This window comes from Aliivibrio sp. 1S128 (assembly GCF_001691065.1).
GTDB lineage: Bacteria > Pseudomonadota > Gammaproteobacteria > Enterobacterales > Vibrionaceae > Aliivibrio.
Window position 1 is genome coordinate 120,932 of the sequence record NZ_MAJV01000058.1, and the last position, 22,871, is coordinate 143,802.

The 22,871-nt window shown below is 37.2% G+C and carries 24 protein-coding genes and 3 pseudogenes; 6 read left to right on the forward strand and 21 right to left on the reverse strand.

All coding sequences use genetic code 11. From position 1 onward, the window contains the following. Window positions 1-320: 320 nt before the first annotated feature. From A6E03_RS08290 to A6E03_RS08320, 7 genes are all read right to left on the reverse strand, one after another. Window positions 321-602 (reverse strand): hypothetical protein, encoded by a 282-nt coding sequence (locus tag A6E03_RS08290; RefSeq protein ID WP_065591163.1) that lies wholly within the window; start codon window positions 600-602, stop codon window positions 321-323. 172 nt (window positions 603-774) lie between these two features. After that, window positions 775-3,501 (reverse strand): glycoside hydrolase family 3 protein, encoded by a 2,727-nt coding sequence (locus tag A6E03_RS08295; RefSeq protein ID WP_065600601.1) that lies wholly within the window; start codon window positions 3,499-3,501, stop codon window positions 775-777. Between the two features lie 112 nt (window positions 3,502-3,613). Further along, the gene (locus A6E03_RS08300) at window positions 3,614-4,108 is read right to left on the reverse strand and encodes a hypothetical protein (RefSeq protein ID WP_065600602.1); all 495 of its coding nucleotides are present in this window, start codon (window positions 4,106-4,108) and stop codon (window positions 3,614-3,616) included. A 48-nt stretch (window positions 4,109-4,156) separates the two neighbouring features. Beyond that, the gene (locus A6E03_RS08305) at window positions 4,157-4,552 is read right to left on the reverse strand and encodes an ACT domain-containing protein (protein ID WP_065591166.1); all 396 of its coding nucleotides are present in this window, start codon (window positions 4,550-4,552) and stop codon (window positions 4,157-4,159) included. Window positions 4,553-4,621: 69 nt separating this feature from the next. Then, window positions 4,622-5,515, reverse strand: coding sequence for a DMT family transporter (locus tag A6E03_RS08310; RefSeq protein ID WP_255310611.1), 894 nt, complete (start codon window positions 5,513-5,515; stop codon window positions 4,622-4,624). 139 nt (window positions 5,516-5,654) lie between these two features. Further along, entirely contained in the window at window positions 5,655-7,088 is a 1,434-nt protein-coding gene (locus A6E03_RS08315) for a lipopolysaccharide biosynthesis protein (protein ID WP_065600603.1), read from the reverse strand. Window positions 7,089-7,101: 13 nt separating this feature from the next. Further along, window positions 7,102-8,025, reverse strand: coding sequence for a glycosyltransferase (locus A6E03_RS08320; RefSeq protein ID WP_065600604.1), 924 nt, complete (start codon window positions 8,023-8,025; stop codon window positions 7,102-7,104). A gap of 268 nt (window positions 8,026-8,293) precedes the next feature. On the opposite strand from A6E03_RS08320, the gene A6E03_RS08325 reads away from it, so the two are divergent. Then, complete coding sequence (locus A6E03_RS08325; protein ID WP_065600605.1) at window positions 8,294-9,442, forward strand: glycosyltransferase family 4 protein; 1,149 nt, start codon at window positions 8,294-8,296, stop codon at window positions 9,440-9,442. 86 nt (window positions 9,443-9,528) lie between these two features. Here the strand turns inward: A6E03_RS08325 and A6E03_RS08330 are convergent, their stop codons facing one another. From A6E03_RS08330 to A6E03_RS08340, 3 genes are all read right to left on the reverse strand, one after another. Continuing rightward, entirely contained in the window at window positions 9,529-9,723 is a 195-nt protein-coding gene (locus tag A6E03_RS08330; RefSeq protein ID WP_065591170.1) for a CPXCG motif-containing cysteine-rich protein, read from the reverse strand. Window positions 9,724-9,889: 166 nt separating this feature from the next. Further along, window positions 9,890-10,243 carry a YkgJ family cysteine cluster protein gene (locus A6E03_RS08335; RefSeq protein WP_065591171.1) on the reverse strand — a complete coding sequence of 118 codons (354 nt, stop codon included), beginning with the start codon at window positions 10,241-10,243 and terminating at the stop codon, window positions 9,890-9,892. A gap of 56 nt (window positions 10,244-10,299) precedes the next feature. Continuing rightward, window positions 10,300-10,773, reverse strand: a complete 474-nt coding sequence (locus tag A6E03_RS08340) for a GNAT family N-acetyltransferase (protein WP_065591172.1) — start codon at window positions 10,771-10,773, stop codon at window positions 10,300-10,302. A gap of 329 nt (window positions 10,774-11,102) precedes the next feature. On the opposite strand from A6E03_RS08340, the gene A6E03_RS08345 reads away from it, so the two are divergent. Next, entirely contained in the window at window positions 11,103-11,330 is a 228-nt protein-coding gene (locus A6E03_RS08345) for a PAS factor family protein (RefSeq protein ID WP_065600606.1), read from the forward strand. Between the two features lie 103 nt (window positions 11,331-11,433). Here the strand turns inward: A6E03_RS08345 and A6E03_RS20550 are convergent, their stop codons facing one another. From A6E03_RS20550 to A6E03_RS08380, 7 genes and pseudogenes are all read right to left on the reverse strand, one after another. Further along, complete coding sequence (locus tag A6E03_RS20550; protein WP_065591174.1) at window positions 11,434-11,679, reverse strand: DUF6868 family protein; 246 nt, start codon at window positions 11,677-11,679, stop codon at window positions 11,434-11,436. A gap of 217 nt (window positions 11,680-11,896) precedes the next feature. Then, window positions 11,897-12,388, reverse strand: coding sequence for a type II secretion system protein (locus A6E03_RS20540; protein WP_065600607.1), 492 nt, complete (start codon window positions 12,386-12,388; stop codon window positions 11,897-11,899). 240 nt (window positions 12,389-12,628) lie between these two features. Continuing rightward, entirely contained in the window at window positions 12,629-13,084 is a 456-nt protein-coding gene (locus A6E03_RS08360; RefSeq protein ID WP_065600608.1) for an NUDIX pyrophosphatase, read from the reverse strand. A 22-nt stretch (window positions 13,085-13,106) separates the two neighbouring features. Next, window positions 13,107-13,895 carry a phosphotransferase enzyme family protein gene (locus A6E03_RS08365; protein WP_065600609.1) on the reverse strand — a complete coding sequence of 263 codons (789 nt, stop codon included), beginning with the start codon at window positions 13,893-13,895 and terminating at the stop codon, window positions 13,107-13,109. Between the two features lie 26 nt (window positions 13,896-13,921). Next, entirely contained in the window at window positions 13,922-14,419 is a 498-nt protein-coding gene (locus A6E03_RS08370; RefSeq protein ID WP_065600610.1) for a GNAT family N-acetyltransferase, read from the reverse strand. Window positions 14,420-14,515: 96 nt separating this feature from the next. Beyond that, window positions 14,516-15,040, reverse strand: coding sequence for a DUF2442 domain-containing protein (locus tag A6E03_RS08375; RefSeq protein WP_065600611.1), 525 nt, complete (start codon window positions 15,038-15,040; stop codon window positions 14,516-14,518). Next, window positions 15,034-15,301 (reverse strand): annotated as a pseudogene (locus A6E03_RS08380) (DUF4160 domain-containing protein). The gene A6E03_RS08375 and the pseudogene A6E03_RS08380 overlap by 7 nt, the downstream one beginning before the upstream one ends. A gap of 280 nt (window positions 15,302-15,581) precedes the next feature. Here A6E03_RS08380 and A6E03_RS20450 point away from each other — a divergent pair. Then, window positions 15,582-15,692: pseudogene (locus A6E03_RS20450) on the forward strand (integrase); the annotation flags it as partial. A 279-nt stretch (window positions 15,693-15,971) separates the two neighbouring features. Here the strand turns inward: A6E03_RS20450 and A6E03_RS08385 are convergent. Beyond that, window positions 15,972-16,331: a VOC family protein gene (locus tag A6E03_RS08385; protein WP_065591180.1), complete on the reverse strand. Its 360-nt coding sequence runs from the start codon at window positions 16,329-16,331 to the stop codon at window positions 15,972-15,974. Between the two features lie 153 nt (window positions 16,332-16,484). On the opposite strand from A6E03_RS08385, the gene A6E03_RS08390 reads away from it, so the two are divergent. Continuing rightward, window positions 16,485-16,757, forward strand: a complete 273-nt coding sequence (locus A6E03_RS08390; protein ID WP_065600612.1) for a DUF1778 domain-containing protein — start codon at window positions 16,485-16,487, stop codon at window positions 16,755-16,757. Next, window positions 16,754-17,252 (forward strand): annotated as a pseudogene (locus tag A6E03_RS08395) (GNAT family N-acetyltransferase). Before A6E03_RS08390 ends, A6E03_RS08395 begins: the two are co-directional and overlap by 4 nt. A gap of 194 nt (window positions 17,253-17,446) precedes the next feature. Here A6E03_RS08395 and A6E03_RS08400 read toward each other — a convergent pair. From A6E03_RS08400 to A6E03_RS08410, 3 genes are all read right to left on the reverse strand, one after another. Next, entirely contained in the window at window positions 17,447-18,328 is an 882-nt protein-coding gene (locus A6E03_RS08400; RefSeq protein WP_065600613.1) for an NAD(P)-dependent oxidoreductase, read from the reverse strand. A gap of 125 nt (window positions 18,329-18,453) precedes the next feature. After that, on the reverse strand, window positions 18,454-18,984 hold the full coding sequence (locus A6E03_RS08405) for a GNAT family N-acetyltransferase (RefSeq protein WP_065600614.1): 531 nt from the start codon (window positions 18,982-18,984) through the stop codon (window positions 18,454-18,456). 140 nt (window positions 18,985-19,124) lie between these two features. Next, on the reverse strand, window positions 19,125-21,809 hold the full coding sequence (locus tag A6E03_RS08410) for an ankyrin repeat domain-containing protein (RefSeq protein WP_065600615.1): 2,685 nt from the start codon (window positions 21,807-21,809) through the stop codon (window positions 19,125-19,127). Window positions 21,810-21,938: 129 nt separating this feature from the next. Here A6E03_RS08410 and A6E03_RS08415 point away from each other — a divergent pair, with 129 nt between their 5' ends. Continuing rightward, a complete protein-coding gene (locus A6E03_RS08415; RefSeq protein WP_065600616.1) occupies window positions 21,939-22,856 on the forward strand; it encodes a viperin family antiviral radical SAM protein in 918 nt (305 codons plus the stop codon). The last annotated feature ends 15 nt before the right edge of the window (window positions 22,857-22,871 follow it).

The following is a 22,871-nucleotide window of genomic DNA, read 5'->3' on the forward strand; positions in this document are numbered from 1 at the left end:
TTAGCACCTAACATAAAGAAAACACTCGCGACTATGACAAATAGAACACAGGTTACAACGTAACTTATAATCACGGATAATCCTAGCCCAAAGGATAAAGCAAAAGCAATACCTTGAAATGCTTCGTAAGGCCACTGATATATCGGAAAATGAGAACCAAGGGACATCGCAATAATAAGCCCGATTAAGCCTAAAAATGACATGACCATTCCCATGATTGTTGCTTTATTCATAAATTCACGCTTAACCCGAAAAAGCCAATGACACTGTTTGAATAAACCTTCGCCGTGTCATTGGTCTGATTGAACCTATATTAGAAGTTAAATAATCGCGGTTCCTTCCACTTCCATTACGCTATTTGCATCAGCACGATCGATAATCTTAACTAAGACAGATTGAATGGTTTCATCTTCTCGGACATTGGTTTCACTGACAAATTTTTGCTCTTGAGGCTCTGCGCCTTCTTCCAAAATAAACGTAACAACCACCTCTGTTGCTAGTTCAGATGTTTTACCGAAATAAGATAGAGAAAGCTGAGGATATCCTTTGAAGCCTTTTTTAACTTGCTTTGCTATACGCTTTTTTGCTTTATCCACATTCATAACTTAATCCTTGTACTTATTGAGCTTAAATAATTCCAATACCCGTTCAACTTACACGTCAATGACTATCAACAAGCCTTAACGATAACCTCAATCTACCACCTAAGTTACTGAAATAAAAGAATGTAATCATTATTATTAATTTCATTGTTAACTAAAGCATTAATTGATATTAAATCGACTTAAAAATATCACAATCCACCACCTCTTTTTCTACTTCCTCGCCACTAGGTACATACCGAATTTCACCGATATCAAACTCAAACGGTTCGTCAGAATATAAAAGAAAGGGCGTATTAATGCTTGAGAAATTCACCCCGTTATCTGCAAAACAACGTAAAGGCACTTTCATCGTTACCCATTCAGAATTGGATGCTTCAACAATAGCTTTTAATTCTTTTTGTATCAGAGCCATCGCACCACAAGGGTAAACACAGTGAGTGGCCAGTTTCAGTGACATAGGGATCTCACCTTTCACCGCGATATCAAATTCTAATGTTGAGTTAGCGGCTAAATAATGACGCATATCTATCCCTCTTTTATCGGGCGTTTGCAGATAAAATTGCATAGGAAGTTGTTTTCCAAAATCCATTCTTAATGCGTCTTGCTGATGTTTATAATTAAGAGGCAAGCTTGAAGCACTACCGACGTCGATCTTTTTAGAACGAGAGATAAACGTTCCTTTCCATTTTGTCACTTGCCCGCTCATCTTAGGCACAAATGTGGTAGTCGCTTCTCGATTGAATATTTCAAGATCCGTCGTTGGACGATCTTTTACTTTTGTTTCACCACAGCCCCACTGACGTTTATCCATAAATAAAGCAGGACTGGTTGGTGCCTTTGGTTTAGAAGAATAGTTTAATCCATATCCGTATGGGAACAATGGAACAAACGCTTTGGTATCTTGCTCAAACTCTGGAACCTGATAATGGGGTATATTTTGGCTGTTCTGATTAATGGTGGTCATGCATTTACTGTTTGGCCAAGAGTAAGACAGTTTACCTGTAAAGTCAGCGCCCTCTTTAGCAAATAAAACATCGGTAATGCCACCGCCTTCTGTTCCTGGTAGCCACGCAGCAACAAAAGCATCGGATAATGCTAATTCAGGATTAATATACAAAGGACGACCAGAGAACAAGATGGTTACTACAATAAAACCTTTCTTTTTAAGACGTTCAATTAGTTGTAAGTCTTTTGCATAACTTGGTTTTAACTCTGAATATGCCAACGTTTGGTGTGCTTTAATGTCACCATACATTTCTGCATAAGGGTCTTCACCAATCACTACGACGGCAATAGCATCCATCGGCGCTTGATTGACAGCGGTATATACATACTTATCTCCAACCATTTCTCTAAACGCATCTAATGTCGTGGTTGCATTAACAAAATCCTGTGATTTATTTTCATTCCCTTGCCAAGTTAGCGTCCAACCGCCGGTCTGTTTTTGAAGGTCATTCGCGGCACTTCCTACTACCAAATAACTCTGATTACGTTGTTTAAATGGCAATATTTGGTTTTCATTTTTCAATAAGACCAGAGATTCACTTACGGCTTGTCGAGCGACTTTACGGTGTTCAATCGCTCCTAGTAATTGTTGCTCGCCAGCAAGACGTCGATAAGACGGTCTCGGTTTCTCCCATAACCCCGCTCGCATCTTAACGCGTAAAATACGAGTAACGGCATCATCAATTCGTTCCATTGATATTTGCCCATCTTTAACTTGTTTAATCACATTTTTATAGAAGGCTTTCCAATCTTTATTGTCTGTCACCATGAATAAATCATTACCCGCATTCACCGCTTTAGGGCAACTCATGTTAGTGCAGCCTTTGACTTCTCCATGACCATTCCAATCGGTAACGACTATGCCATCAAACCCCATTTTTTCTTTTAATACGTCAGTAATCAGATAATGACTGCCATGAAGCTTACCAAACCGATCATTACTTATCTCTGTTGCGGTCGTTGATTTGTCTTTATGGTTATTCTGCCAAGAGTTAAATGACGTCATAACCACTTGCGCGCCCGCTTCAAGTGCAGAGAAATAGCCCATTGCATGAATATTACGTAAATGATCTTCTGTGTAGTAATTGATACCGCGATCAACCCCGTTATATGTCCCACCATCACCAAGCCAGTGCTTTACGGTAGATAACACTTGAGTCTCAGAGCGCAGCTCTTTTTCATTTCCTTGTAAGCCTTGAACAATCGCACTCGCGTATTGATAGGTAATGTCGGGGATCTCAGAATACCCTTCATACACTCTTCCCCAACGATAGTCTCGCGGTGTGGCAACGGTTGGAGCAAAGGTCAAGTCAAGCCCTGTCGCTGCGACTTCTTTTGCCGTCACTCGGCCAATTTCAAACAGTAGTTCAGGGTTATTTGCCGCGCCTAATCCAATGTTATGAGGAAATAATGTGGCTCCATAGGCATTATTGTTACCATGAACGGCATCGATTGCCCATAAAAATGGAACTTTAAACCCTCGACCAGCATAAGCCTCATCTAAAGCAATCCAATATTGATCTGATTGCAAAGCCCAATCCATAGCTGATGCATGCTTGTTTTCATTAGGCCAACCACCACCCCCATTAAGTACTGAACCAATTTTATACAGTTTCGCTTCTTCTGGGGTTATTTGACGGTATTCAGGCATGATCATTTGACCCACTTTTTCACCCAGAGTCATTTGAGCCACAATATCAGAGACTCTTTCTTCAATATAATCGCGCTTTGGGATCGCACTCTGTATTTGTGGCCATTCATCAAAGTAAGGAAGGGGTTTGTGATTAGGCAAAGAAAAGTCTGTCGATTCAGAAAAAACTGAATTTGTCGTTAGTAACAACAAGCTAAAACCGATAGGAATAATTGTTGTGATCGTGTTCTTAACTCCCATTGAAATCCCTCTCTTTTACTGTCCATGGTAGTCAGTCTAGGATAAGGAGATGGCTCAACACAGTGATGATTAATAAATAAATCACAACAACATTAATATTGAAGGTAATTGATTAGATTTTAGATTGAGTGGTTAACGCCAATTCAAGGTTATTAGACATGAACTCAAATTTATTAAGTATCTGTTCATAACCATATTTAGAAGGCAGCACTAAATTATCACATTCAGAATCACCTGACACATTAGGCAAAAGCAGTAACTGCAAGCGTGCTTTGTTATCTCTACTCATAAATCGAATATCGTATTCAGAGTTACAATATGTATTACTGGTAGATGCCGATATTTTCCATCGAATAACCCCTTTACCAAGTAAGGCTCCTCTCGATTTGTTTTCAACTCGCAAGATTGGCTGACTTTTACCATAAGTAGACATAATGTGGCGTCGAGCTTTTTCCCACAAGATATCTTGAGTGCTATTCAACTCTGTATAAGTGAATACCTGAGGCTTAATATCAAAAATCGAAATCGGCCCATCAAGAGGGTCTAAATGAGCACTGCATCCAGTTAAAAATACCATTAGCACGGTTCCCAAATTACGCGTTCTCATTTAATGTCCATCTTATGTTTCTGTTTCTGTTTATGTTTATGTTTATGTTTATTGACTAAATTCGTTTAGCGCCTTTAACGCAAGAACTGCTTTGTCTTTTTGAATAAAAATATGGTCATGATAATAAGCGGCAATAACATTAGCACTAATCCCATGATCTTTTAGCTTACTCGCTACTGCTGCCGTTAAGCCTACTGCATCTAAACTGGAATGAATCATTAAGGTAATTAATTTATAAACACCATCGAATTCAAAATTGCCTGTGTTTGCTTCTTTTAGCGGCAGTACTAACGTTAGGCCCTCATGTTCTTGATATGTAGCTAATGGATTATATTTAACATACTCAGCCAGTGAGCCTTGTACCGTACAAAACACATACTCACCATCCATTAATTTTGGGGACATTGATGCTAATAATACGTCTAAATCAGTAATTCCTGACATTTTTGATCCCTATTTATAAAAAAAACAATGTTAAAACTTCATCATGTTCGTATCAAGATAACCGACAGATTAGCGGTTATCTTTTTGATTATCAATTCTAATTCCACTAGCCACAACAATGAATATCCCACCTAACACAAGGATACAAGCGAGAACTAATCTTTCAGAAATAGGGTCAGAGACAAATATCACCCCTCCAATCGCGGCAATTACAGGAACAGATAATTGGACTACCGCAGCTTGCGTTGAAGACAACCCTCTAAGGGCTAGGTACCATATCGTATATCCTAATGCAGACGCAAAAGCCCCTGACATAACTGCCAGTATTATTCCTTTATTTGAAAGTTCTAGCGTTGATATAGAAAACAGGCACAGTATTAACACTAAAGGGATGGTATATGTAAAATTAGACGCCGTATCAATAAGAGGCGTCGTCGACTGTTTACCAAATAACGTATATCCTCCCCATGCAATGCCAGAGACGAGCATTAACACAAAACCAGACGCAGTTGGAGTCGTTAATGTGGGATATACTAAATAGACTAAGCCGGAAAAAGAGATAGCGATACCAAACCATTCAAAAAAATGCAACTTACTTCCTTTAAGCACGTTATACACAATCATGGTCAATTGAACGGCACCAAATAAAACCAACGCCCCCGTTCCCGTATCTAGTGAGACATAAGCCAATGAAAAGGTAATCGCATAAACAAAGAGTAATATCGAAGACTGCCAACGCCTTTCATTCTGTTTAGGCTTTTTTTGAGTTCGATTCGATGTAAAACTAAGCAAAACCGTAAACATTAGCACTCCAGAAAGAAGGCGAATAATAGTAAAGCTAGATACATCTATCATCTCCCCCTTTAACGCCATGCGGCATAAAACTGAATTAGCTGCAAACGCGAGAAGAGCAATAAAGGTATATATAGTAGTCGCGATCTTTTCTCTAAATAGGTTTTGCAAATTCGTCCCTTTTATAATCTACGTCTTATTAATATATTTATTACTGCGTAATACATTTCAAACTTAACATTCAGTGATTAAAAAGAGAACAAAAAATACCCGTCAATTCATAATGTATGTCTGTAGATACAAAAGGTACTTATTGGAGACTGTTCTTATTCTGTTTAAACGCCATAATTCCAGTCTTAGGGAACGGAATAATGCCACACATTATAAAACTCAGCAGAGCAACAACACTAACCAATATACCAAGAACAAGATCAGGAACACTAACGAATACCCTGTTTAAAATATGATTTAACGTAATCGCCAGTAAAGCAATCACAATACATATAATCCATTTAACATGGTCATAAGGGAGGTATTCCATAGATTGGCTAACCATATACAATAAAACCAAGCGCAATGTATAAGCGGTAGCAAGAACCCCTACTACCCCCCATAGACCGTAAATTGGGGTAATAACAAAATACCCAGCAACGGCAACAACAGCACAAAGCCCTTGTACCCACATCTGGGAATGACTTGAACTCCCGCTATAACAACCAAAATTCAAATAATCCCCTGCATTCTTAATCATACCGATAGTGAGTAAAACGACGGAAATAGTGCCAGCTAAACTATAACTGCTCGGTAGAAGTAATGTAATAACACCAGGAGCGGTTAGAATTAAAAAAGTCCCCATAACAACACCAAGATTTACACCAAGCAAGGATTTTTCTGCACATTGCTGTTTGCTGTTATCAGACTGAAATATAGCAATACGATTGGGGAACCACCACAATGCATAAGGTTGGAGGATTAATCCAAGTATTAATGCAAATTTAGCACTCACGGCATACACAGCGAGTTCTTCTACACCCACAAAACTGGCTAAAAACCACCTATCTAATCCATTAATCATATATACGGACGCACCACCGACCAACACTGGAAGCCCAAAACTCAACACCAATTTTGACGATTTAAGGTGACCAAACCGTCCCATTTCTTTCCATTGATAACCTAATAAACACAGTAACAACATAATACTTGATACCGCACCTGAAATAAGAACCCCGTCAATACCGTAACCAGCCTCTAAAAGACAGAATGTCATTAATGCTTGTAGCAAACCTTTAAATACGTTGAGAAAGCAAAAACGCTTCGCCATTGCATTCATACGTAATAATGTTAAAGGAATAGATATCACGCCATCAAGCATCGTTGGTATAAGTAGCAAGCCTATTTGATAGGCAGAAAATTTAACCGGTAATATCATTAATAATGCAGGTAAGCTAATTAACATTAAAAAACCACCAGCAAGACAAACAAATACACTTAAAGTAAAGCAATTAGATATTAGCTTACGTTTTTCTTCTCCTTTAGATACGCCGACATAACGGTACATTGCATCAACAATACCAAACCCAAACAAGATCGTTCCTATATCAGCAAGTAAGATTAAAGACTCTAAAGAGCCGTATTCTTCAAGCGTCATTTTATGGGTAATATAAGGGATCATAATGAGTGAGATCCCTTTCATCATCAAGATCCCTACTGCGTAATAGGCTGGTTGCTTTAGCGAGTCCATTTGTCTTCCTTATTTAAGTCGGCAGTAAAAGGTTTTTACAGTCACCAAGCAAACTACGCACTCTTCGCTTTTGAGGGACAAGCAATAACGAATAAACACCATATCCGATTGCAGAACTGTACTGCTGTAAACCACGGTGATAATCAGCATACCCTTCAAGAATTCTAGCTCTTGCGTTTTTCAGAGCAGAAGAAGACAAATTCCAACGCTGTTTTTTACTTTTATAATGATCCAAAATAGATTCAATGCATTTGAGATTTTTCAATCGCAATCCATCCGTTTGTGTTGTTGAACTCTGACGCATCAAATAACCAGTTTGAACAGAATTCAGCACACCAACGTCATGGCTTTCACAGATCCTTAGCCATAATTCCCAATCTTCACCATATTTTAAGCTCTCATCAAACCAATTAATTTTGTCTAATACATTGGCTTTTAGCATAACAGTAGATGTGCCAATAACGTTATTTTTAATAATAAAATCAAGAGGTTTAGTTAATATAATGAATTCTTCTTTTCGTTCTTTAAATTGCTCCCAATAGCTAAAACAATCGACTATTGATTGGTAGCTTTCGGTTAAATGATCATAATTAGTAAAACTCATCGCTAAATTAGGATACGTTGTATGCAGTGCTAACTGTAATGCCAGCTTTTCTGGTAACCAAAAATCATCGGCATCTAAAAATGCAACAAACTCGCCTGAAGCTTTGGCAATGCCTAGATTTCGAGCTTGGGAAGCACCTACGCCATTCGTCGTTATTGTTTTAATTCTTTTATCAGTTAACTCATTTAAATAGTCTGTTGTTCCATCATTACTATTATCATTAATTATTATTAGCTCAATATTTTTATGTGTTTGTTCAAGTACACTGTTAATCGCTTTTGGTAAAAAAAGTAAACAGTTATATGTCGGAATAATAATAGAGACCTTAACCATAAAGCTCACCTCTCAACATTCTAAGTAATAATTTATTACAGCAGAATTTATGCCAAAATATAACCAATTGAATTTAATGGAATATTCTTTAAATTTCTTAAAATGAAAAGATAATAAAGCGAAGTTTCCACATTATTTCATATTGATTGTCATATTGAGAAAACCCTTATAAAAACACCATTAACAATATAATACCTTGATATTTAATCACTTTTTATTGGTCTATATTTTGCTATATTAATATAAACCAGCATTAAAGGATTTAAATATGAAGAAAGTGGCTTTTATCTCACCCACCTACCCAGTGCTTAGTGAAACCTTTATTCAAACAGAGGTCGATTCTATTAAAGCCTGTGGCCATGAGGTGTGCGTTCTAACTTTTGAAATTGAAGATCTTAAACAACAATTTGACTACAGTGTCATTAAGATAGGCAAGGATATACATACAAGCATGTATAAAAACCTTACTTTTCCTGGCATTCTAAAGGCGTTAAAATTCGTACGAGAACAAGAGCATCTTCCTAAAAAATCACTCTTTAATTATGGGTTAAAATTAGCACTGCAACTGGCTGATATAAAAGCAGAACATATTCATGCTCATTTCTGCCAACACACTGCCGCCCATGCTATTGTCGCGGCAAAACTGCTTAACATCACCTGTTCATTTGTTGCTCACGGTCATGACGTCTATGAAACGGCCTATGATATAGACAAGAAAATCATTGCCAGTGATTTTGTGGTTACCGTTTGTAAAGATATGCAACGCGATTTTGAACATATGGCTTCTGGCAATATTAAGCTATTGCATTGTGGTGTAAAAACCGAGCAATTCGTCATTCAACCCAAAATACCTTCAACACAGTTAACGTTTGTCTTTCTTGGACGATTAGTTGAACAAAAAGGGATCCACCATTTAATTGACGCTTTAGCTCCCATTGCTAAACAACTTAATATTCAATTAGATATTATCGGCACAGGAGAAATGGAAGAACAATTAAAAGACCAAGCCATTCAACAAGGATTATCAAACCATGTACATTTCTTAGGCTCAAAACCACATAGCTGGGTAAAGGAAAACTTAGTAAACTATGATTGCTTAGTTGCTCCCTTTTGTTTCTCTGAGACTGGATGTGTTGATACTGGTCCATTAGTTTTAAAAGAAGCGATGGCTGTCGGGACTCCGGTTATTACAACCAATATAATGGGATGCAAAGAAATTGTTACGTCAGAGACAGGATACTTAGTTAATGAAAAAAATGTGGCTGAACTACAACAAAGTATTAAACAATTTGCTCAACTCACTTTTAACGAAAGAACAAAGATGGGAAAAATGGCCAGAGAACGTGTAGAAGATCATTTTAATGCTTTTAAACAAGCAAAACAGTTATCTGGCTGGATAGAAAGTGCAGCGTCGTAAGTAAAGCCATAACGTAATTTTAACGATTTAAAAGAGAAACACTCGACAAAGTGAAACGTTAATAGCCTATATTCTTAAATAAGAATTTAAGCTTCGTCTTCATCACGAACGGTTACTAATAATTCATCATTGTCATCACTTGATATTTGAATGCTAATTGGCCGACAGCACACGCTGCAATCGTCAACATATTCATGTTCAAGATCTTCTTTGTCTATAAGGATTACTATCTGCTCATTACAATATGGACAATGTATTTTTTCTTCATGTAAAAATTCCATGTCATCCTCCCAATATTAATTATATTGTCTTTATAAAGTGTAGAGGACTATTGTTAATAAACACGATAATGTTGATCCCTAAAGCAGAAAACCCACAATAACATGAGGTTATCGTGGGTAATCAAAATCGTTAATATTGGTACTATTTGTATTTATTTAGAGAGCATTAGACCAAAACTTGTCGTGTATTCGCGATGTAATAATGAATTTGACGCTCAGTTTTTACATCTATCATTTCTTCAGGACGGCAACCATTTGGACAAGCCATTCGAGGTGTTGTTCCAAACAGTCGGCAGATTAATGGACGTTCTTCATAGACCGTACATCCATTCGGTCCTAAATGTACGCAGTTATATTCATCCAATGCGGCTTCATGCTCTGCATCCGTTTTTACTGGCAGACGTGACATTTCTTCCGAAGAGGTTGTGACTGGACCACAACAATCATGGCAACCTTTTGTGCATTCAAACGATGGAATTCGCTCACGTAGGATCTCAATGATCTCTCCGTTATTATTCATAATATATCTACTCTTTTAAACGATAATTTCTGGACTAAGAAACGTATACTATTGATTTAATTATCGACATTGTGATTAAAACGCTGCCTTGTCACTAAGCCCCATTTTTCATCAACGTACTTATCCTCAACAAATCTACCTGCTGTATAATCATTAACCACATCTTGCCAAAATTTCACTGCATGATCAGCACCAGCAACTTGTTTTATTTCCCAAGAGCCTCTAAAACGTTCAAAAAGAATTGAGATGAAATTTTTACCTACTTTATTTTTACGAAAACAGGGTAAAACGTAAAAATCACAAATCTCATACTCTTTTGGTGACTTTTCCATAATTGCAGTGAGCGCTGCAGGAATGCCATCAACATACAATAAATAGCCTGAAACCTTACCTTCAATTTTTGGGTATATTTCAAACAAACCATTTTCATTTGGTTTATCGTCTATAATTTTTGAAAACTCTGCCGCATAGCCTTGATATAGATTGGCGTACACCTGTTCATTACTATTATCGATGCTTACTATCTTCACAAACCACTCCCTACACCATGTAAATACAAACTAAAAACACAATACCCAGTCCAGAACCAAGGGCATTATTACACATTAATAAACCAATACTTATGATATACGTACTATATAAAACTGGTTTAAGTTTTATTACTGAATTTTAGCAGACCACTGATAATAATGTTATCTAACCTTTAGGTTAATGACTAATAGATAATTTATTAGTCATTAACTGGCGCCTCCAATTTTCTCCTCTTTAAAAGAGTATTTCATTTTGTTATGTGACGGATATCTTTAAAAATCCGTCCTATAATAGCCATAATATTAGATGACAATATGGAGATAAAACTATGGATACAACATCACTCGTCTATGACACGTTGACAGATTTAACAAACGCAGATCCTGCTCAATACGCGCAAATCAGACAAAAATTATATGACCAGTTAAATTTACCGTTTGACAAAAAATTTGCTTTATATTCCAGTGTGCTTGGGCCTGTTGGTGCAGGAAGATTAGAAAACCTTGATAACGCAATGACTAAAGCTTGTGATATTTTAAAAGATAAAAAAAATTAACGTTAATCCTATTTGAACCTTCTAGCCCTTAACTTAAATACTTAAAGGCTAGAAACCGACCACGATATACGTTACAGGCCACTAACATGCACATCAATATGAGCTAACCCATTAATTTTAATGCTATGTACGGCGTTAGATTGAAAATCAAAATTACAACTTTATAGTTAGCCAAATATTTAAAATACAATATAGGGAGCTCTGATGGAGGAATACTCAGTATTTTACTGTGAACGTTAATAATAAAACCTTTAAATAAGGAAATAGATAACCCAGCGAAAACTAAAAAAACCATATTGATTACGGAGCACCAACCAAAAAATACGGTAAGTTCATTAATAGTAGTCATACATTGATTCTCCTATCTTTAATTCTATACAATGTATTTATTACTATACCTAAAATTGATGAGCTAAAACGAGAAACACACCAAGTCACGAGAAGTAACTTGGCGTTTTAATCTACCCAAAATCGATTAATTGACGAATTCAATCTATTATACTGTTAACAAGATTGACCGTTAAATTCTCAGCTACATAGGGATTAATGCCGTGAGATGTGGTGGGTTAACAATCTCGGTAATATTTAGTGATCTTTAATTCACCGTAAGCGAGTTGATTGTTAGCACCAAAATTACCAAAGCTTCTTGAAATCATAACAAAGCATTGCTCCGTTCTCGATTTACTAAAATCGACATCCTCTCCCAAGCCAATCATTAGTAGTGGAATATTATTGCCCATAAAATTCTCCATTGAATAACCTGTTGTATTCATCGCATTTTTTACATTATCGGCTTTTAAACTGATATAACCACGGTTCACGTACACATCCGTTCCAGGTAACAACACATCCCCATCACTATCATCAACTCCCGTAATGGCCGCTTTGCTCACTGCTATAGTATCTGCCGTATGAAACTGTGCAATAAAACCATCCAATGCAGCGATACGTGCATCTGATTGTGAATTGAGAAATTTAGGCGCGGCAACGACTAAAAGAATACCAAGAAGAACGATTACGACGACGAGTTCTATTAGAGTGAAACCACTGCTTTTCATTATTTACCTAGCGAATAATTCTGGCTTATTTATTATTTATAAAACATAACATATTTGATAAGTTCGATCAGGCGCAGAAAGTAATAATTCACAAAATGAATGTTGATTGCCTTTTTATTCACCAGTAACCGTAGGGATCTGAGAAAATAGCGACCATTGGTTGCATTGAAAAGTGGTTGTAACTCTGAAATAGATCACGATTGCTCATTACGCCACGCCTCCATAAAAGATTTTAATTGTTTATTCGTCGACATCTACCCGATAAAGCGCATTGACTGGCTTTTCTACAAAATACGACCACACATGCTTAAACACTGCGTGTTGATTTGGAAATGGAGCCAACTCTAGCGCTTCTTCTAAACTACACCACTTATATTCTGTATGTTCTTCATTTAGAACCACCTCTTGCTCTGGTGAGCACATCACAACGAAAACAGGGATAAGCTGAATTACATTCACACTCGCTTCATAAAACTGCTCTAAAAACTGCGCGTTGTATAGGTTTGACACTTCAATTTGAGTCTCTTCCTTGAACTCACGAATGATAGCATCAATGCCAGTTTCATCTTCTTCAATTGAGCCTGCAACATGACACCAAAAGCCACCTTTGACTCTTTTCATGAGTAATATTTTCACTTCGCCATCAATTTTAGATAATGCCACGCCTGACACAATTGATGTATTTAATGGGATCATAATTAACCTCTTAAAAGCGTTGTTATAAGCACTTTTCACCAACCACTACATCGGTAATATACTGCTCATTGTCATTCAAATATTGAATATCTGCTAGGTACGCCAAATGGTGACCGTCTTTGATATTTTCGATGAAAGCTTGATTGCCATTACTTGCTTCATTATGCATATAGTTAACCAACGATTGAACTCGCTCTGTCATTGCTTTAACTAAAACCAAACGATCAACTTCAAGCAAACCATAAGCATCACAAAACTGCTTGGCTCGTATAGATTGAGATCTTAAATCCCCCATGGCATCGTATTCATTGGTTTTGAATGGAGCCCAACAATACACGGCATAAGCGATATCCCAAACTCTCGGCGCGGGATGCGCAGTATCAAAGTCAATAATACCCACGATTTCTGAGCCAATCAATGCAACATTGTATGGCGCGTAGTCTCCGTGACAGATAACTTCCATTGGTTCTCTACTGGGAAGCATCCACTCTAATGATTCAGTCGAATGATGTGATAGAAACGAACTAGATGCATCGTGGTATAAACGAAGTAGTTTAGCAGCAGAAGTCAGCGCTTCAGTCGTAGCAATATTACCTTTTAGCGGGTAATTGAAAACCTCTCCTTCGACATAAGATAAGATTTCATTATCTTTGTCATCAAAACCGTAAGGCTTAGGGGCTGCATTAAAGCCATTCTCGGCAATATGGGACAACAAACTATGTATGGTTTCAGACCACTTACCACGAGGTCGATAAATCTTGTTTTCAGAGCGAAAAACCAGCCCTTCACGCCCACCTTGAAGTTCTTCCATGAATTTCCTTATGAGTGATTTATTTGTTAGGCTTTTATCGACTTAACCATTTGAAGGTCATTTAGAATAGTGCCATCAAGACGTTCTTTACCTTGAAGCCCCGTTTCACAAAAACCGTGCTTACGATAAAAATTCAAAGCTATTTGATTGGTGTCTAAAGCCCATAATACTATCTGTGTATAAGAGCTATTAAGCAGACCTTTCTCAAAATAATCGAATAAGTCACTGCCAATACTACGGCCAAATAAGCTAGGAGCTACATACAGAGAATTAAGCTCGATAGAATTACTCGATTGGTCGCCTCGAGGCTTTCGATAACTTAAAAATCCAACAATCTCATTACCCATCTCAGCAACAAGTACTGATGCTAAGTTATCAGATAGCGTGTTACTCCATAACTTTTGTCGACGTTCAATGAACGACTTAGGTAGCAAACCATCATAAGCTTGAGCCCAAGAAGTCACGTGAACCAAAGCTATTGAGTGAACATCTTTGATGTCTGCATTTCGAATATTGATCTTCATAATTCCCTTTGTGAAGCCTAACCAGACCGTCGTAAACTCAAAACCCTACTGTGGAATGAAAAATGCCAAGCGTTAGGGAACTGTCTTAAACGCTTGTTACATGCTACTCAAAGAATGAGCAGATACTCTATCTTTAGCCAATTCAATAACTGCATGACCCAGTTGAACCAAAGTACCAAAACTTGGTGTTGTTTCAGGTTTTAAGGAACGATAAGCACTCGTTCTACTTTTAATTCCTGCACGTTCAATTACAACACTGTGACCAAATAGTTCAACATAAGAGCGGATAGCCGCTTGCAAAATGTCAGCTCGACCTTCCTGCATTGAATCCCATGATGCCTGTTTAATTACCATTTCAATTTCTTTAACGTCAAAAGGCGTTAAATCAGATTCAGTATAACTACCAACCGTGATTTCTTTTAACGTTGCCGCTGATAACTCAACACCACCCCAATCAAGAGAGCCTTCAGCCGTTAATGAAAACTTTTGAAAATTAGTCACATGACTAAATACTTCTTTTTGGAAATACTCAGCTAAGTTTGCTTCACCGGCATAACCGTCACTAAAAGTAAGCTCAAGTGTAAAGTCAGCTACCAAATCAACATCAATTACTTTTAACATACGTCACCTATAATTTACCCGGATTAATACCAGCAACAGCTTGTTCCCACATTGCCATCAATTTTACTCGATTACTTTCAATGTGAGCTTCTGCTCGTTTTCGTTGCTTATTTGGCAAATAACCTTCTAAGCACTCACCTGTTTCAATTGCTATGATTAACTCATAACTACCATATTTGACATGAATATGAGGCAATTTATGCTGCTTGTTATCGAAAAAATACAAACAAAAAGTCCAAGCAATGCATCTATCTCTGGCATAGCAACCTCTAATTATCAAATCTGGTTAAACTATAGCGCCGTATCCCAAAGGAGACAACTTTAGCATGTAACGCCAAATTAGGTGTAAACAACGCTGACACAAAACTAAACCATACCACCATAAACACAAAACCCAACGATGGAATGAAAAAATTCCAAGCGTTGGAAATCTGTCTTAATGTATTTGTGAACGAAGCCGCTTAGCGGCAGAGTAAAACCGGTATCGTCCATACTCTCTGTACCTCCATCGTTTTGATGGAGGATAACAGGAGTAAACACCATGATCCCAACCGAACTAGAACGATATCATCGCCTTTATGAATTACACCTTACCAACTTAACTCTGCAAGGTAAGCGGCCTGCCACCATTGATGCCTACTCTCGTGGAGTATGTGGGAATAACGCGACCGAGATAGCCAAAAGGCAAATATAATAAGGATAATGACTGACGTTAAGCCAGAGGAGACACAACAAAAAAGACGATAAAAAAACAGCTAACCCATTGATAAAATTAATATCGAAATCTTATCTTAGCCTCGTTCGTCTTGAAAAAAGACTCAATGCGATGTGCCCATCAAACTAGATCGCACAATTTACGATAAGAAGTGGCTATAGTCTTGTTCAACACCCGGGATTTAACGCTGGCGGTGTAGCGCTTAATCCTTATTTGTTATATGCGAGCTTCCGACCAAACTGCGAACTCATTGCCGCTTGGCTCTAGAAAGTGAAAACGACAGCCACCAGGAAACTCAAATATAGGACGAATGATTTCACCATCACTTTGAACAACTTTACTCAATGTAGATTCGATATCCGCACTGTAAAAGACCAAAAGAGCCCCGCCAGAATTTGTCTGGCTGCAAGAATCTGCCTTATAGAAACCACCGCCTAAACCCTGATTGGAAAACGCTGAATATTCCGGACCATAATCAACAAAATTCCAACCAAAAACTGAAGAGAAAAATGATTTGGTTGATTCTAAGTCCTTTGCTCCAAACTCTACATAATTTAGTTTTTCATGCTGATTCATTTCGTACCCCTTTCTGATTTCCCTGAGCGTGGTAAGTGGTGTTAATGCATTTGCTAACTGCGTGCCAAAGTGACACAAAACTTGTCAGCGTATAATATAATTAAACTACACTTCACTTCACTTGTGCCACTTTGACACAGAACAGAGATTATTATGGCGACTGCATTACCTCGTATTACAGCACGTGTAGATCTTGATACACAAGAACTACTGTCTCAAGCTGCGGCCATTGCCGGTATGTCTAGCATTAACTCATTTGTGCTTAGTGCAGCTGTAGAAAAAGCAAAAACTATTATGGAACGTGAACGTGCCTTACAACTAAGTCAGCAAGATGCTATGAGTTTAATGACTGCGTTAGACCAACCAGCCAAACCAAATAGCAAATTGCAAAAAGCCGCTTCACGTTATATGGATAAAACTCAATAATGAATACTGTCCAATTAGAAAAAGCTAAACATGACCGAAATCGTTTTGATTGTGGTATTACCCCACTCAATAATTACTTGAAAGTTATGGCAAGCTAATAAAGACAATACTCGTACCTTTGTTCTTGAAGATAAACAATGTCCTGAGCACATTATTGGTTATTACACATTAACAATGACACCGATTGATATTCAGGATTTACCTCCTAAATTACAGAAGAAACATCACAGTGTAACTTCTGGTGGTTTGATTGCCCGCTTAGCCGTTGACCATAGATACAGAGGTCAGGGGTTCGGTGAATGGCTTTTGATTGATGCACTTAGAAAGCTATTAATGGCAAGTGAAACAGTCGCCTTCCCTGTTGTCATTGTTGATGCAAAAGATGGCGCTGAGTATTTCTATGAAAAATACGGATTTACCGCATTCAAAGACGCTGATAACAAACTGTCTATTGCAATTGCAGACATTAGAGCCAGTATCGGTGAATTAATTTAAACCGAGAAGCAGTTAACGAGACTGTAGGACTTCTCCTTCACCCAGCCCCAACCAAAACCCTACCAACATTTCATCATAATAGAAGCTTGAACATACCAATAAGTAATCTCCCTGAGCTTGGAAGTATTAGAAATAAAAAAGTCTCAGCTTGAGGGGAAACTCCAAAACTTAGTTATTGACACCATAGTCGTTTGTTAACTGCGTTTCAAAATTGGTAATACTTCTGCTGTTTCAGCATCTAGCATTTCCAAAACACTTTCAAAACCATGTATAGGTAACCAGCCTAATTTCTCACGTGCGGACGATGAATCATATACGCGATCTAAGCTTTGAGGTAACTGCCAATTTCTTTGTTTAAATGCTAGCACGATTTCAGGGCACATACGCTTGATAACAGCTCCGGCATCAGTATATAGAGCTTCGCAATCAGAAAGATGAAAAGGTGTTGCCCCTGAGATTATAAAACGATTAAAACCACTTAGCCGTTTTTCCACAGCACATAAATGAGCATTTGCTACATCGCGAGCGTCAATACCACGAGTCAAACGAAATACTGCCATTAAATCCGCAGGCTCAGGAAAGCATCTCGACATTTGGAGCACAGTCACTGGAAGCTGAAACAGATTTGAAATTTCTTCCAGCTTAATTTCAGCCGCAATTTTACTTTTATGATAAATCGACTTGGGTTGCGGGATAACTTCCTCATCAACCCAACCTGCAATACTTTTAGGCGTCGAAGCATAGCCGTATAACGCAGTTGTACTGGTAAAAATAAAGTGCTTAATACCTGCTTTTACACCAGCCAAAGCCAGTTTTTCAGTCGCGTCTACGTTGATAGATTGAAACTCTGAATTAGGTACTAATCCAACATGATGAGCATGAAGAGCCGCTGTATGAATGATGACATCGATATTTTCCAGAACCCCATCCATCATAGCACTATCACGAATATCACCAACGTAATCAGCTGTTGAGCAAGGCGTTTTATCAATGCCTACTACGTCATGTGTTCGCATTAGTTTAATATAGATTGCACGCCCAACTCTACCCGCAGAGCCTGTTACCAAGATTCTCATTTACGACACCTTACTAATTGTTGACCTCAAAGCAGCTAACGCCACCTTAAACACAAAACCCAACGATAGAATGAAAAAAGCCATGCGTTGGAAATCTGTCTTAACGCATTTGTTATAATTTGTGGTTAAGACAACACACATTCGTAGAAAATGACGCCATTGCCACCTTCTTGAGTTGCAACAAAACCAACTTTCTTAAGTAACTTTGCTGAAACTACATTTCCAATATCTACGCCACCAATAAGTTTTTCTACTAATTGGTTATCACGGCAACTTTTGAGCAAACCAAACAATAACTCACTACCGTAACCTTGATGCCAACTAGATTCAGCTAATAGATAACCTAAATGAGCTGTAGCATTATCTGATTCATAAAGGAAAACGAAACCAATAATCGGGTCAAAACCTTTACGTTTAACTGAAAACAAATGACTTTCTGATACCATTTTCAAAAGCCAGACTTCAGCATCTGATTCAGTATTAATATCATGAAAATATGGAGGTAATGATCCAACAACTGAGGGAGAAAGTAAGCTAACAATTTCAGACAATAACTGTGATTTCAACAACCCTGACGTCAAATAAGAATCAACATTTTCAACCTCAAGTCTCGTTGTCGTAAATGCTATAGATTTCAACTTTGAATTATTAATCATATTGTTACCTTTAAAAATTATAACGCTCAGTTAAGGAGTGAGCCACGCGACCACGACACTTAAATTACTTGTTGAGTTTTTATCTACATTACTCAACTAACCTTTAAAACAGTAAGTTATATTATAGATAAATCCAACCTCTAAAAAACCTCTAAAACTTCCTTATATGTATCGAGGCTAGCGACATCTCGGCCTTCGGATATGAGAAATTGTTTTAGAAATTCGTAGGTAAACGGTTCAGTTACAATTTTTCTAGCCAATTGTTCAGGTAAAATACCGTTTAAATCTTCAATATCTAATAGGTCAGGTTGTTTCTCTATTAATAGTTCGACTATAGCTCTCTCCCCCATTCGGATAGCAGTATGTAACGCTGTTGAGCCTTCAGGATTCGTTATAGTTGCCTCACAGCCATACTCTAATAGGAGTGAAGCAGATTTCCAACATCGGCTTGCTGAAGCAGCATGAAGCGCGGTTCTACCTTTAAAATCTTGCAGATTAGGGTTTGCGTTAGCCTTCAATAATGCTTCTACCGTTTGGTAATCTTTGTTGTTTGCAGCAAACATCAAAGGGGTCTGAAGTTTAAAGTCTGTAATATTAACAATTTCTGGCCATGACTCGATAACCTTTCGAATACCTTTAATTATCCTATTAGATACATCCCTAATTTCATTAGTAACTTCGGTTGGTTTCATCTGCTTGTAACCATTCAACTGAGCAAGTATCCCGTAGCTCATCTTCATCACTAGCAAAATGATGCTATCTGCTTGTGGATATTTCAGTTGTTTCTTTTTTAAACCTTTGTGTTTTTTTAGTATCAACTCGATAGAGCGTCCATTTTTGATACACTCAACAAAATCGTGACTAAACGTTTTAATATCTTTCGAACAATCAGAATAAAGCGCTTGATAATTAGGGTAGCATTTGTACAAAGTCTTCCAAAAATACTCATGTAGATCACGCGCAACGTCATAAATATTAGGTTCTCCTTTCAGAGCCCCCCAGTAGCACATGTCTCTAAAGTACTTTTCATGATTATTAGGAATGAGTTTTTGGTTTGCTATAGCCAATGCGAATGCATCTCTAGCTAACAATCCTCTAAACTTTCCAAAGCTGTATTTCTTACATTCATCGATAGCTAAATTAAGATTTTTTTCTGCTTCTTTAAGCTTGTTCTGCGCAATATAATGAAGTGCTTCATAACGTAGTATATTTGCTTTTGAAAATTCAAAATCATCACAGTTTTTTGCCTCATCTAGCAAATTTGCTACTTTTTCTTCTGTTTTTTCGCCAAACTTCTTAAGGAGCAGGTGCGTTTCTAGTTCAAATAATATTCGCTTCATCGACTCAGAAGGCGTAGCTTCCAAACATTTTAATCTTTCAACAATCATGTCACCTATTTTAAGGTTTGAATATTGATTAATTTGAATAATTCCAGCTCCATATATTAAATCAAAATCATCAATGTTTTGTAATTGTTTAAATGGTGCTTTGTTTTGTTTTAGTTTACCTATTAAATCATCTCTACGTATAAGGTAATTATTTGAATAATCACCTTCTTCTTTTATTAGTTTAAACATTTTTTGAAGATCATCTTGAGACGTAGGAAATACATCATCTAATATGTCCTCTTCTCCAAAGCGACTAAAAATACAATTAATTCTATCTAAAGTACTCCATGGGATATCATGCTCATTGTCTGAGGTAAATAATCGCAATAAATCGCACCTTAAAAAAGAAGGAAGTTGCTCTTCAAAATACTTATTTTCTGCATGGTATCCTAAACTTCCCTTTTGGATATTAGCCTCAAAAGTCAAGTTATATACATAGTTATAAAGTTCAACTAATTGGAGTGTTTTATTTTTATTTTTGTCAAAACATAACTTATCAACCTGGGGGGTGAACATCTTAACTAGTTGTTCATACCCCTCTTGAATAGCTCGAGCGAACAGTAATCTTATACGTATCACTTTGGAGCTTGGAACCTGATAACGTACTTTTAGTTTCTGTACAAAATCTTGCTGCTCCTCTGCTGAGCATTCACTCCTTAATATTCGCTTTAAGTCTTCACAAGAAATATCTATTTCATGCTGTAGTACATCAGAAGACAATCCTTTTCTTTCTACAAACGAAACGGCTTGTTCAAATTGAGAAGTATTCCCATCAGGCTTAAAACATCCCTCAAACTGTAAATTCACTTCATCAGGGAACATATTATTAATACTTGATATTTCAGGAGTACTTTTAGCTTTTTTCCAATTGTAAAGATTCCTTAATACTGTGCCGTGTTCATCATGAATATTTAGATCGTTTTCTAGCTTATTAGCAATAGATATATTGGTGTTTTGAATTAAATCGATGAGCCAATTCAATACTTTCGGTACAGGGAGAAGAAGCTGCGTAGGTTCAATCGGAGAGTCAACGGCAGGAAGATACCAAAACCGTCCGCTGGGCATTCCCTCATCCATTTTTGATTCAATTTGCCAAAATACCGAATGTCTCGCCAAAGCGGGAATGATAACCCTTGCTAAATAATGCCAAACAATTTTTCTTTGTGACGCTTTTGAAGAATATACATCAAGCTCGACTCTCTTGTGCATCAAGTAATCGTCTGCAACGTTGGAAATGAGATCTTTTTTTGCTCTTTCATCAAGCCCTAAAGCATCTGCTATATCACCCAAAATACTTTCCCAAGTCGTAAACAAATTATCCATCGACATATCTACATATTTGAACTTGGTTTTCGATTTTGAAGTCATCTCACTATTAGCGCCAAGCGCTTTAGCAATCTGAAGAAGTACCGATTCGAAGGTTGGAAAAGTAGCCACTGAATATCCTTTTATTGTTGTGTTTTCAGCTAGAAAAAGAAAGTTAATGGGGGGGGATTTTACTTTTCATTTTTCTAAAGAACCAATTTTATCATACTGAAGCCATCTGAATACAGGAGAACAAAAAACATGACAACAGTACAACCTAGAAAAGCAAAAGAACTGGTAATTAATTGGCACATGACAGAAGTCTGCAATTACAGTTGTAAATACTGTTTTGCAAAATGGGGACGCCCCAAAGAACTACACCGATCCGAGCAAGAAATTGAAAAATTATTAGATAACTTAGCAGATTACTTTATCAAAGGCACTCCAACATTAAAGGAAACCCTAGGGTACGAAAGTGTTCGTCTTAATTTTGCAGGTGGTGAACCAATGATGCTAGGGAATACGTTCATCACCGCATTAGCTCTAGCAAAACAAAAAGGATTTAAAACCTCAATCATAACTAATGGACATTACCTAGTTCATGGAAAATCACCTTTACCTAAAGATACTTTAGACATGATAGGAATCAGCTTTGACAGTCAGTACTTAAAAACCCGAATGAAAATAGGAAGAATCGACCGTAAAGGGAACTCTTTCGGAGTTAATGAGTTAACACAAGCTCTTACGAAGCTGACGCAATCACAAACAGGAATCCTAACAAAGGTTAATACTGTAGTTAACAGTCTTAATTGGGAAGAAGATTTCTCTGATTTAATTACTAATCTAAAGCCATACAAATGGAAAGTATTACAGGTCATGCCTTATGGTGATAATGAGTTACTAATATCCAAAAATCAGTTCGAAGATTTCGTAAAAAGACACAATGGATTAGGTTTACCTATTTATTCTGAGTCTAACTCAACGATGACTGAATCATATTTAATGATTAACCCTGAGGGGTGTTTCTACCAAAATTCGGCTAAACATTCTGGATATAAATACAGCGCATGCATTAATTCATGTGGTGTAGAAAAAGCTCTGTCCCAAATAGAGTTTGACCCAAGTACTTTTTCATCAAGATATAAAGACAAAAACATAAACATAGTAACCATCGAATAAATACCACTAAAAACT